The organism is Brenneria alni (genome assembly GCF_003666245.1).
GTDB lineage: Bacteria > Pseudomonadota > Gammaproteobacteria > Enterobacterales > Enterobacteriaceae > Brenneria > Brenneria alni.
Genome location: NZ_MJLZ01000001.1, coordinates 22,750 through 34,476, shown reverse-complemented (window position 1 = coordinate 34,476; position 11,727 = coordinate 22,750). Strand labels below are relative to the sequence as shown.

The 11,727-nt window shown below is 54.7% G+C and carries 10 protein-coding genes; 7 read left to right on the top strand and 3 right to left on the bottom strand.

Annotation, left to right across the window (positions count from 1 at the left end):
* Positions 1 to 85: 85 nt before the first annotated feature.
* Positions 86 to 1,072 (bottom strand): helix-turn-helix transcriptional regulator, encoded by a 987-nt coding sequence (locus BIY29_RS00140; protein WP_121572687.1) that lies wholly within the window; start codon positions 1,070 to 1,072, stop codon positions 86 to 88.
* A 201-nt stretch (positions 1,073 to 1,273) separates the two neighbouring features.
* Here BIY29_RS00140 and BIY29_RS00135 point away from each other — a divergent pair, with 201 nt between their 5' ends.
* Positions 1,274 to 3,550, top strand: coding sequence for a TonB-dependent siderophore receptor (locus tag BIY29_RS00135; RefSeq protein ID WP_121572686.1), 2,277 nt, complete (start codon positions 1,274 to 1,276; stop codon positions 3,548 to 3,550).
* A gap of 129 nt (positions 3,551 to 3,679) precedes the next feature.
* Complete coding sequence (locus BIY29_RS00130; RefSeq protein WP_240629886.1) at positions 3,680 to 4,546, top strand: alpha/beta hydrolase; 867 nt, start codon at positions 3,680 to 3,682, stop codon at positions 4,544 to 4,546.
* A gap of 47 nt (positions 4,547 to 4,593) precedes the next feature.
* Here BIY29_RS00130 and BIY29_RS00125 read toward each other — a convergent pair whose 3' ends face one another.
* Both BIY29_RS00125 and BIY29_RS20000 read right to left on the bottom strand, forming a co-directional pair.
* The gene (locus BIY29_RS00125; protein ID WP_121572684.1) at positions 4,594 to 6,213 is read right to left on the bottom strand and encodes a methyl-accepting chemotaxis protein; all 1,620 of its coding nucleotides are present in this window, start codon (positions 6,211 to 6,213) and stop codon (positions 4,594 to 4,596) included.
* A gap of 209 nt (positions 6,214 to 6,422) precedes the next feature.
* A complete protein-coding gene (locus BIY29_RS20000) occupies positions 6,423 to 6,617 on the bottom strand; it encodes a hypothetical protein (RefSeq protein WP_147437127.1) in 195 nt (64 codons plus the stop codon).
* A 48-nt stretch (positions 6,618 to 6,665) separates the two neighbouring features.
* On the opposite strand from BIY29_RS20000, the gene BIY29_RS00115 reads away from it, so the two are divergent.
* From BIY29_RS00115 to BIY29_RS00095, 5 genes are all read left to right on the top strand, one after another.
* Positions 6,666 to 7,544 carry a MurR/RpiR family transcriptional regulator gene (locus BIY29_RS00115; protein WP_121572682.1) on the top strand — a complete coding sequence of 293 codons (879 nt, stop codon included), beginning with the start codon at positions 6,666 to 6,668 and terminating at the stop codon, positions 7,542 to 7,544.
* A 99-nt stretch (positions 7,545 to 7,643) separates the two neighbouring features.
* On the top strand, positions 7,644 to 8,624 hold the full coding sequence (locus tag BIY29_RS00110) for an agmatinase (protein ID WP_121572681.1): 981 nt from the start codon (positions 7,644 to 7,646) through the stop codon (positions 8,622 to 8,624).
* Positions 8,625 to 8,784: 160 nt separating this feature from the next.
* Positions 8,785 to 9,570 (top strand): transporter substrate-binding domain-containing protein, encoded by a 786-nt coding sequence (locus BIY29_RS00105; RefSeq protein WP_121572680.1) that lies wholly within the window; start codon positions 8,785 to 8,787, stop codon positions 9,568 to 9,570.
* 25 nt (positions 9,571 to 9,595) lie between these two features.
* The gene (locus BIY29_RS00100) at positions 9,596 to 10,990 is read left to right on the top strand and encodes an MmgE/PrpD family protein (protein ID WP_121572679.1); all 1,395 of its coding nucleotides are present in this window, start codon (positions 9,596 to 9,598) and stop codon (positions 10,988 to 10,990) included.
* Positions 10,980 to 11,711 (top strand): amino acid ABC transporter permease, encoded by a 732-nt coding sequence (locus BIY29_RS00095; RefSeq protein ID WP_121572678.1) that lies wholly within the window; start codon positions 10,980 to 10,982, stop codon positions 11,709 to 11,711. Before BIY29_RS00100 ends, BIY29_RS00095 begins: the two co-directional genes overlap by 11 nt.
* Positions 11,712 to 11,727: the final 16 nt, after the last annotated feature.

Below are 11,727 nucleotides of genomic sequence, written 5' to 3'. Positions count from 1 at the left end.
TCTACTGTGATCAGCCGATTGATGATTAATAACCAAACTGAATTAAACATTCTTTTTGGTTATATGTGTGAGGCGGGAAAAGGCGTCAGAAACGATCTTTTAGCTGCCCCGGCGTGATGCCAAACACCCGGCGCAGTGCGGTGGCAAAGTTGGCCGGGCTGTTATAGCCGGCGATACTGGCGGCCTGGGGAATGCCGATGCCGTCTTTTTGCAGGGCCAGCATCGCCCGCTGTAAACGGCAGTTACGCAGATATTCAAATACCGTTATGTTGAATGTCTGGCGAAAATGACGTTGCAGCGTACTTTCACTCATGCTGACGCTTTTGGCGATGTCAGTGATGGAGAGCTGGTCGGCAGCGCCGCTTTCCAGCATATCCCTGACCTGATGGACGCGATGATGATTGCGCAAGGTGACGCCGGGCGCGGTTTTATCCTGTAACGCGTGATTGGCGAGTGAGCTGAAAGCCTCAATGATCAGCAACATACATTGAGTTTCCAGATACAGACGTTGCAGGGGGGTTTGGCAGGGGCCGGCATTCAGAATCTGCCAGGCAATAGCCAGCGCCTGACGCGAAGGCGTCCATAAATGGGTGGCAAGATGGATTTGCGTGAAGTCATAAATAGCCTGCCAGTCGCCGACGCTGTCCAGCAGATTGCCGTAAAGCCATTCCCGGCTAAAGGTGAGCGAAACGGTGCGTTCGTATTCATCCCGTTTTCCGCTGCGGCTAAACAGTGTGGGCTCGGTCAGTGAAATCAGTGAAGCAGGCTGGTGATTTCCCAGATGTAGCAACTTTTCATCATAGGTGATGTGCGCGATACCGTTTACCACGATAGCCAGTTTTATCGCGCCGTTCAGTACGCCTTGCGTTTTCATGTTGTGAAGGTTGATCACATCCGCCGTATGCAGAATCAGATCACGGTTCAGTTGTATTACATCGAAACTGCCGAACAGTACGGGGGTATCGTCAATTAACCTCGATCCCAGCAAGCGGTAGTCATTTGAGACCAGACTGGATTGCTGAACGATGTGATTCTTATAAATCGATTTTGACGATGGAACATGATTTTGCATGATCTCCCCTGATACTGTCTGGTTATCGTCGGTCATTTTGCCGCTTTCGCAAAGCAATTCGCTGTTTGCACAAACCCAGCCCTGAAAAACAAATGTAACAATGACTGCGCCGAATTGGTAATGCAAATACTTCTCAATAGCATTTTTCGTTGACGGTCAGCATCAGCGTCTTTCAAATTATGATTTTACAGGGCGATTTTAATGATAAGACTACCTCCGCGTCACTACCTGGCGACCCTTATCGGACTGAGCTGTTCGACGACGCCTTTCCTGACCTGGGCCGAGACGCCAGCGGCGGATACCGCCGCTACCCAACAGACTCAGTTGGACGCCGCATCTGATGCCTCCGACACGATAGTGGTGACCGCCGCAGAGCAAACCCGCCAGGCGCCGGGTGTGTCGGTGATCACCGCAGAAGATATCAGCAAACGGCCACCGGCTAACGATCTGTCTGAGCTGATCCGCACCATGCCGGGGGTAAATCTTTCCGGTAATTCTTCCAGTGGTCAGCGTGGGAATAATCGTCAGATTGATATCCGTGGTATGGGGCCGGAAAACACCCTGATACTGGTGGATGGCAAACCGGTTTCCAGCCGCAACGCGGTGCGTTATGGCTGGCGCGGCGAGCGTGACAGCCGTGGCGATACCAACTGGGTGCCAGCCGATATGGTGGAGCGTATCGAAGTGTTGCGCGGGCCGGCGGCGGCGCGTTACGGTAATGGCGCCGCGGGCGGGGTGATTAACATTATTACCAAACAGCCTGCCCAGGAACTGCATGGTAGCTGGAATACCTATATGAATATGCCGGAGCATAAGTCTGAAGGGGCGACTAAACGTACCGACTTCAGCCTGATGGGCGGCCTGACCGATAACCTGAGTTTCCGTCTGTACGGCAATCTGAATAAAACCCAGGCCGATGCCAGAGATATCAATCAAGGTCATCAGTCGGAACGGACGGGCTCCTATGCCGATACACTGGCTGCCGGGCGGGAAGGGGTGCGCAATAAAGATATTAACGGCCTGCTGCGCTGGGATATCACCAAACAGCAATCTCTGGAGTTTGAAGCGGGAGTGAGCCGTCAGGGCAATATTTATGCCGGCGATACCCAAAATACCAACAGCAACGACTATGTTGTCGGCAATTATGGCCGTGAAACCAATCGGATGTACCGTCAGAACTATGCCGTTACCCATCGCGGATATTGGGACAGCGGCGTCAATTCGATGTCATATCTGCAATATGAACGTACCCAGAATACCCGGATAAGCGAAGGACTGGCGGGGGGAACGGAAGGGATATTTTCGGCGATGGATAATTATGGCACCATCAAACTGGATAGCGTAACGGCGCATAGTGAAGTCAATATCCCTTTTGAAGCGCTGTTCAATCAGACTGCTACCGTTGGCGTTGAATGGACAGAGCAAAAAATGAAAGATCCTGTTTCCACATCACAGGCGCTTTCCGGCGGGTCGATCGACGGTTATGCCACCGGCACGCGCAGTGACCGCATATCGGCGCGTATCGCCTCCGTATTCGTGGAAGATAACCTGGAACTGACGCCCAGTACCATGCTGACGCCCGCGCTGCGTTTAGACAATCATAGTATGGTCGGAACCAATTGGAGTCCGTCGCTGAATTTGTCGCAGGAGCTGGGCGAAGACTTTACGCTGAAAATGGGGATTGCCCGCGCTTATAAAGCGCCAAACCTTTACCAGCTTAACAGCGATTATTTACTTTATAGCAATGGTCAGGGATGCAGTGGCACCAGAACGCCTTGTTATCTGTTAGGTAATGAGGATTTGGAGGCTGAAACCAGTATTAATAAAGAAATCGGCATTGAATTTCATCGTGATGGATATCAGGCCGGTGTGACCTATTTCCGTAATGATTACCGCAATAAAATTGAAGCGGGAACCTCTGTGGTAGGCACAACGGCGAGCAATACCCGGATTTTCCAGTGGGATAATATACCGAAAGCCGTGGTGCAGGGGCTGGAGGGGACGTTGAATATTCCCGTCAGTGAAAGTATCAGTTGGAATAACAACATAACCTATATACTTGAAAGCGAAAATAAAGAAACCGGCGAATATCTGTCGATTGTTCCTGAGTTCACCCTGAATTCATCGGTTAGCTGGCAGGCAACGGAAGATCTCTCCTTCCTGGCGGATTTGACCTGGTACGGACGTCAGAAGCCGAAAAAATATGATTATCAAGGCAACCGCGTGACCGACAGTGGCACGAATGAAGTCAGCCCGTATGCCATTTTCGGTTTGAGCGGTAGTTATGCTGTGAATAAGTATGCCAGCATAACGGTGGGTGTGGATAATCTATTCGATAAGCGTTTGTATCGTGCGGGGAATGCCCAAACCACGGGCAATACCAGAGCCGGTTTGGAGTCCTATATGTACGGCGCAGGCGCCGCCACCTACAACGAACCGGGCAGAACCTTTTTTGTCAGCCTGAATACCCGTTTTTAAGCGGGTATGATAAGCCGCCGTCGCGTGTCGGCGCCGGTTGCCAGGACACGCCGTCAGAGGGAGTTGCGTTATCGTTTCCGGTGCGGGGCGTTACCCCACCGGATTTTTGTTTTAAGTACGGGAGAATATGTGTATCAGTTACGCAATACACGTGATGAGAGGTTTGACTCGGCAGCATGTGGGCGCTACCGCATTATGTCTTTTTGCCCTGATATCATCCCGCCGCAGCCGGGCTGGCCGATTATCTATCTTTTGGATGGCGCCCGCTATTTCCCGGCTGCCGTATCATTAGTGGAGGCGCTGGCCCACCCGCGTTGCGGCGTGGGGCCGGGTATTATTGTTGCGGTTGATTACGACGGCCCTACCCGGCGTGAACGGGATTATCGTCCCGCCGTTGAGCGCATTGTGCCGGAAGCGAACCCGAGGGGCGGGTATTATCCGTCCGGTATGGCAGGGAATGCGGCAGGATTCCGTCATTTTATGCAGACCGAGTTAAAATCCTTTATCTCCGCCAGATATCCAACAGACTGTGGGCGTGAAGCCTTATTCGGTCATTCTTATGGCGGTTTGTTTACTGTCGATACGCTGTTTACTGCTCCGAATGCTTTTCAGCATTTTTATGCCGCCAGTCCATCAGTCTGGTGGAATGGCGGCTACCTTATCCAGCAAGCTGAACCTTTTCTGGCGCACACGTTGGCTGAGATGACGCAACCCGTTAGTCTGGCCTTGTCGGTAGGGGAATATGAGCAGTCGCTGGAACCGTGGGAACTCGGTCTGCCTGACGAGCAGCGTCTTGTGCTGCGCCAGCATCGTCATCAGCGGCGGATGGTCGACGGGATCCGGGAACTGGCGTGGACGTTGCAAAACCGTTCACCGAATTTACGTGTTACGCTGGATATCTACCCCCAACAGTCGCACCAGTCGATGCCGTTGTTTGCTTTGCAGCACGCGCTGCGTAACCATTTTCGCCAGAATCCTGACGCAACCGGGCAATGAACGTTCGGTATTTTGAATAATGTGCCCGGTTGTTCTTGGCTGATGTCTCAGGATACCGGTGCAGTCAACCGGGGCGCCGAGTGCACGGCGGAAAACGTTCCGCTGAGTTCCTGCTGCTGTTCCAGTTGAAAAATGGCGACGGCCTGCATAAGCTGGCGAGCTTGCTCTTCCAGCGAGGCCGCCGCCGCCGCCGATTGCTCCACCAGCGCGGCGTTCTGTTGCGTCACACCGTCCATCTCCGTCACAGCCTGGCTTACCTGGCTGATACCCTGACTTTGTTCGTCCGAGGCGGAGGCGATCTCCCCCATCAGATCGTTAACCTGGCTGATGGAGGTAATGACGCCATCCATCACTTCTCCGGTGCGAATCACCTGTCTGGAACCTGCATCGACACGCTCAACCGATTCTGCAATCAGCCCTTCGATTTCTTTGGCCGCCTGAGCGCTTTTCTGCGCCAAATTACGCACTTCGCCAGCCACCACGGCAAAACCCCGCCCCTGTTCACCGGCGCGTGCAGCTTCGACTGCGGCGTTCAGAGCCAGAATATTGGTCTGGAAAGCGATACTGTTGATCATACTGGTGATCTCATTGATTTTGCGCGAACTGGTGGCAATGCTGTTCATGATGGTGCCGAGTTCGCGTCCCATCTCCCAACTCTGTCTGGCGACCGAGGTCGCTTTTTCCGTCAGCTTGGTGGCCTGATGAACGTTGTCGGTGTTATGTTTTACTGTAGTTCCCAGTTGTTCCATGCTGGCGGCGGTTTGTTGCAGCGCTGCCGCCTGTTGTTCGGTGCGTGAAGAGAGATCGTTGTTACCCGCGCTGATCTCCGCCGTTCCCTGATAGATCGAATCCGCACTGTTGCGAATGGTGATCACCGTCGCTTTCAGGCTTTCCTGCATTTCCCTCAGATAAGGAACCAACTGGCCGGCATCGTTACGCCCGAAATCGTCCAGTGAATGATCCAGTTTGCCCCTGGCCAGCGTGCGAAAGTGCTCTTTTATCAACATCAGCGGTTTCACCACAAAACTTGCCAGATAGCGGTCGGTCAGCAGCAGAATGATGGCGCCTGCGGCCATTGCCGCGATCAGGATTCTTTTACACCACTCAACCAGCTTATAGACATGTTGCACGGTGCCGTTATCCGATGCGATTTGCTGATAGTGGGCTGCCGCTGTAATAAATGCTTCGTTCAACGCCTGGAAATCATCGCGGAACAATCGCCGGTACTCGGCAAACCGTTTTTCCAGCAGAGAGGTCATCATCGGCTGTAATCCTTTATCGATCAACTGACTCCAGGTGGTGATCACTTCATCGACGATACGTTGATCAATTTTCGTATGTGATTGATTTTTGAATTTTTCAAGATTTTCCTGACTGCTTTTCAATGCGGCGTCAGCCGATGCCACGGTGGTATCGATATCATCCAGTTTACCGCTTTGCATCAGTGTCATTGCCCGGTTGATACGGATCACCGAGCGCAGCGCCTGATCGGTCCCGTTCGTCAGGGTATTTAATGATTCCACCTGGGTATTACCCAGAGTCAGGTAATGGGTAGCCTGATTAAGCGAGGACAGCGTAAACCACGAAACCCCACCCCATAACAGCAGAAAAAGACTGAGAATAACCAGCAATACTTTCCTGATTGTAATATTCCGCAAAAAAGACATAGCGACTCCAGATGGCATCAATATCATCCTAACTATTAATAGCCTATCGGCAATCGTGAGGATTGTTTGCATACTGATTTATTATGGAATTCATGCCGATAGCCGCAGGGTATACCGCCAGCCGCACCGGGTTTCGAGGCAACATGCTTTACTTTATTCCCGTCGGCGGCGCGCCATAATCAATTGCACCATAGGGGGGCGGATATTTTTCATTTTGGTGCAAAGCGATATTCATCGTTTATCTGCCAATGAAATGGTTTATTTCCATGCGTTAAATTATTTTTGGCGCAAAATGATTCATTTGAATCATTTTTATTCTGGCTATATTGCAATATTAACTTTTGACGCCACAAATTATCCGCAAATATTGAATCAAGTGAATCAACATGAATCGTTTTTGGCATGGTGGTTGCAATCCCTATTTCGTAGCGGTGCGAAATAGGGGCTAATTTATGGATCATCTTGCGTTGTGCCAACAAATAAAACAGCGATTTGAGTCATTGCCGAAACAGGAACGGCTGGCGGCCAGTTTTGTGCTCGACCATCCGCAGGAAGTGACCGTAATGTCGATGCGCGAACAGGCGCGACTGGCGGGTATTCCCCCTTCCACCATGACCCGGCTGGCGAAACGGCTCGGGCTGTCCGGATACGATGAAATTCGCGCTATTTTCGTTGATGCCGTGCGGGGACAGGGGCATGAGTACGCCCCGCGGGTGCCTGCGCTGGTGGAGATGAAACAGAAAATGGGCGAAAACTCGCTGGCGTTGGATTTGGCCAACACCACCACCGCCTATATTCAAAATCTATGTGAGAAGGCTACGCTGGACGCCATTGTCAGGGCGGCGAAAGTGCTCTCCTCAGGGCGGATGATTTATTGTCTTGGTTTGCGCTCTTCATTTCCGGTGGTCTTCCATTTCGCTCACGTAGCTAATTATTTTCAGGGAAATATCCATTTAATCGAGGGCGCAGGAGAAAGCGGCATCATGGCCCTGATGAATAATAATATCAGCCCGAAAGACGTATTGCTGGTATGTAGTCTTTCTCCTTATGCCAGGCGTTCGGTGGCGTTAAGCCGTTATCTGGCACAGCAGAAGGTTCAGGTCGTGGCTATTACCGACAATGCCAGTTCGCCGTTGGCGCGTATCGCCAGCGAAACCATCCTGGTAAAAAAACAAACCACGTCTTTTTTTGACACGTTAACACCGGCTTTTCTCGTCAGCGAATTATTGGTGGCGTTATTAGCCGCTACCGCGAAAGTGGACGTGCAAGGCCTGGTAAATAGTACCGAAGAAAAATTATGGGCGATGGGAGAGTGGTGGAGCCTGAATTAATTCCGCCGCCGTTTATCGCCGGGCGTTGTTATTTATGGCGGTCATCCCTGGCCGTCACAAGCGACATTAAAATTTTTTATTGCTACCAGGAGAAAAGAGATGATTGCCTATAAACCGGAATTGACTACCGCGCCGAAACACGGTCATAAGAGTCTGCTTTATTCGGAAGTGGTGACGGATTTAAATACACTCGATTCCGTGGATATCGCCGTATTGGGTATTCCCTATGGTTCGCCGTACTCGATCGATGAAGTCAGCAATGATCAGACTCATGCGCCGACGGCGGTGCGCCAGGCAACCGATCGGGCGCTGCGCAGCTTCGAACGCTATGACTTCGATATCGGCGGCCCGATGATGGACAACCAGCCAATCCGCATGGTGGATTGCGGCGATATCGCTGGTGATGCACGCGAGTTGAACCGGCACTATGACGCCGCCGAGGCGGTGGTGCGCAAGATCCTGGCGCTGGGCGGAATGCCGTTGATCATTGGGGGCGACCACGGCATTCCCATCCCGGTGCTGCGTGCGCTGGACGGCGTCGGCCCGATTACCTTGATTCATATCGACGCGCACCTTGACTGGCGTCAGGACGTGAACGGCGTCACAGACGGTTACTCCAGCCCGATCCGCCGGGCGTCGGAGATGGCGCACGTTGGCGAAATCTTCCAGATCGGCCTGCGCGCAAACGGTTCCGCCCGGCAGGAAGAGGTAGATGCGGCACTGGCGTACGGCGCGCATCTGATCACCGCGCATGAACTGCATGACGCAGGCCCCGAGGCCATCCTCAGTCGTATTCCCGACGGCGGCAACTATTACATCACTATGGATGCGGATGGGATCGACCCGACGATTATGCCCGCAGTCAACGGCCCGGCTCTGGGCGGCGTGACCTACAGCGAAGCGCGGAAACTCATTCATGGTCTGGTGAAAAAAGGCCGCGTGGTGGGCATGGATATCGTCGAAATTACGCCTAAAAAAGATGTGAATAATATTACGGCGATTACCGCCTGCCGGTTCTTTATCAATCTGATCGGCATGGCAGTGCGTGCCGGCTATTTTAAAAAAACGTCCGCGAGCTGATTTTAACGCCACATTAGCGACGGCTCGCCACAATAATTATCAGAAACCACTTTTACGCCGCAGGCAAAAACAGCGGTTTATTGCGCCAAAACCAGGGTTTTTTATCGGTAATAAGTCGTTACCCAACCTTTATTCAGTACGCTAAGTCAGGAGAACTGCCATGAAAAGACAGACATTGTTGTCCGCGCTCGTCGGTGTCGTAGCGGCGTTTGCGGTGATGACGGCCAATGCCGCCAGCGTTCTCGACAACATTATGAGCCAGAAGAATTTACGTGTGGCCGTACCGGTGGATTATCCGCCCTATGGCTATGTCGGCAGCGATATGCAGCCGCAAGGGGTAGACATCGATGTCGCCCGCCTGATCGGCGAAAAGATGGGCGTCAAGGTGACGCTGATCCCGGTGACCGCTCCCAACCGCGTACCCTACCTGCAAACCGGCAAGGCGGATATGACCATCTCCTCGCTGGGGAAAACGGAAGAACGCGCCAAAGTGATCGACTACAGCATTGCCTATGCCCCTTTCTTTGACGCGGTGTTTGGCAGCGGTAAGGTCAAGGCGTCCACCACTGACGAACTGGCGGGCAAAACCGTCGCAGTGACCCGCGGCTCCATGCAGGACGAAGAGTTGACCACAATGGCGCCTAAGGCCGTAATCCGTCGCTTTGAGGACAACAACAGCACCATCTCCGCTTTCCTGTCCGGCCAGACCGAACTGGTGGCGATCGGCACGACGGTGGCGGGCGCCATGAAACAGAAAAACCCCAGGCTCGATCTGGAACTGAAGGTCATTTTGTCCAATTCGCCGTGCTATATCGGGATGCCGAAAGACCAGCCGGAACTGGTCGCCAAAGTGAATCAGATCCTACGCGCCGCTAAGGCGGACGGTTCGCTGGACGCTATTGCGCAGAAATGGCTGGGCGCGCCGGCTGGTGATTTGCCGGAATGATGATGGTTGGGCTGGAGAAGCTGGCATGACGGAAAAACGTGCGACGCAGCTATTGGCTGATTGGCTGGCGGCTCTGACACCGGAGGCGATCCCCCAGCCGGTACGCCGGGTGGCGCAGCGCTGCCTGGTGGATACGCTGGGGGTCATGCTGGCAGGCTCGGCGACTCGCGTCGCTGGCGTGGCGCGGGCGGCGACGGCGCAGTACGCCGCAGTTGGCCGGGCGGAGGCGGCAGGATGCGATGTCAGCATGGCCGCGCCAACGGCGGCGTTCGTCAACGCCACGGCGGCTCACGCCCTCGATTTTGATGATAACTGCTACGCTGGTTTTGCGCACGGTTCGGCGGTGATTGTTCCGGCGGCGTTAGCACTGGCGCAGTCCCGTTCCGCCAGCGGCGCGGCGCTGATAACCGCGCTGGTGGCCGGGTCGGAATGCCAGTACCGGCTGGCGCAGGCGTTGGGCACGACGCTGTATGAACGCGGCTGGTGGACCACGGGCGTGTTGGGATCGGTAGGCGCCTGCGCGGCGGCGGCCCGATTGCTGGCGCTGGATGCGGCCACGACCGCGCAGGCGCTGGGGTTGGCTATCGCCGGAACCGGCGGGATGAAAAGCGTATTCGGCAGCGACGCCAAGCCGCTGCTGGCAGGACGAGCCAGCGAGGCGGGCGTGATAGCCGCGCTGCTGGCCGGGCAGGGAGCCAGCGGGCCGACGGATGCCGTCGAACATCCGCACGGGCTGGCGGCGCTGTGCAACGCAGGGCGCTTTATGCGGGAACGGCTGGAGGCGGGCGACAACTGGTGCCTGCTGAACCCCGGCATCGACGTCAAACGTCTGCCGGTGTGCCTTTCTTCCCATGCGGCGGTGGACGGCGTGATGGCGTTGGCGCGCGAACGGGCGCTCGATGTGGGTGATATCGTGCGCATCGTTTGTGATGTGCCGCTGCTGGTAGCGGCCAATCTGGCTTACCCGAAGCCGGTTTCCGTTCAGCAGGCGCAGTTTAGTTTGCCGTTCGCCATCGCCGCGTCGCTCTTTTATGGCGAGCTGACGCTGGATTGCCTCAACGATGAGACGGTGCGCCGCCCTGCGCTGGGGCAACTGATGGAGAAAGTGGTGATGATCACCAGCCCGTTCTGGCGCGACGATGAACTATTGCGCCGGGCGCCGGAGGGGGCGGTGATCACGTTGGAAATGGCGGATGGAACAAAATACGAGCGGTTTACCGCACAGGCGCGGGGAACGGCCATCCGGCCACTGAGTGATGACGAACTGAGCGACAAATTTCGCCGCTGCGCTGGCCGGGTCATGGGTGACATACAGATGCAGCGTTTGCTTGGTCGGCTGTGGGCGGTGGAAACCCTGCCTGACCTTGACGATTTATTGGCACTGCGCCCAACGTGGGGGAAAACGCCTGATGATGTTTGATTTTGCTACGGTATTGCAACAGTGGCCGTTGTTATTAACCGGAACGATAATGACGTTGGTGATGACGCTGATCGCGACGCTGTTCGGCCTGCTGCTGGGTATCGCCTGCGGTTGGGGCCGGGCCAGGGGCGCGGCCTGGCTGCGTTTTCTGGTGGGTTGTTACGTGGAGCTTTTTCGCAATACGCCCTACATCGTGCAACTTTTCTTTATCTTCTTTGGGCTGCCCGCCGCTGGCGTGCAACTGTCGGCGCTGACTGCCAGCGTCGCGTCGCTGATCCTCAACCTCGGCGCTTATTCCGCCGAGATCGTGCGGGCGGGGATCGAAACGACGCCTCGTGGTCAGGTTGAGGCGGCGAAGAGCCTGGCGCTCAGTCGCTGGCAGATTTTCACCCGCGTCGTGCTGCCGCCATCGCTGTCCCGCGTCTGGCCGTCGCTGGTAAGCCAGGTGATTATCATCATGCTGGGGTCGGCGGTGTGCAGCCAGATCTCCACCGAAGAGCTATCGTACAGCGCTAATCTGATCGCCAGCCGCTCCTTTCGTAATTTTGAATCCTACGTTATTGCGGCGGCGATCTATCTGGCGCTCGCTATCGTGATGCGCCGGTTTTTGAATTGGGTGGGGCCACGCTTTATTTTTATGACGGGCCGCCCTTGTCCGCCGTCTTCCGGGCTGTCGTTCAGCGACGTTAAAAAAAGCGCCCGGCGTATTTTCAATCGCTGACATCAGGAAAACGATA

Coding starts and splice junctions, on each gene's coding strand:
- BIY29_RS00140 (WP_121572687.1), bottom strand. CDS start 1,072: ATGCAAAATCATGTTCCATCGTCAAAATCGATTTATAAGAATCACATC.
- BIY29_RS00105 (WP_121572680.1), top strand. CDS start 8,785: ATGAAAAGACAGACATTGTTGTCCGCGCTCGTCGGTGTCGTAGCGGCG.
- BIY29_RS20000 (WP_147437127.1), bottom strand. CDS start 6,617: ATGCCAAAAACGATTCATGTTGATTCACTTGATTCAATATTTGCGGAT.
- BIY29_RS00115 (WP_121572682.1), top strand. CDS start 6,666: ATGGATCATCTTGCGTTGTGCCAACAAATAAAACAGCGATTTGAGTCA.
- BIY29_RS00100 (WP_121572679.1), top strand. CDS start 9,596: ATGACGGAAAAACGTGCGACGCAGCTATTGGCTGATTGGCTGGCGGCT.
- BIY29_RS00110 (WP_121572681.1), top strand. CDS start 7,644: ATGATTGCCTATAAACCGGAATTGACTACCGCGCCGAAACACGGTCAT.
- BIY29_RS00095 (WP_121572678.1), top strand. CDS start 10,980: ATGATGTTTGATTTTGCTACGGTATTGCAACAGTGGCCGTTGTTATTA.
- BIY29_RS00135 (WP_121572686.1), top strand. CDS start 1,274: ATGATAAGACTACCTCCGCGTCACTACCTGGCGACCCTTATCGGACTG.
- BIY29_RS00125 (WP_121572684.1), bottom strand. CDS start 6,213: ATGTCTTTTTTGCGGAATATTACAATCAGGAAAGTATTGCTGGTTATT.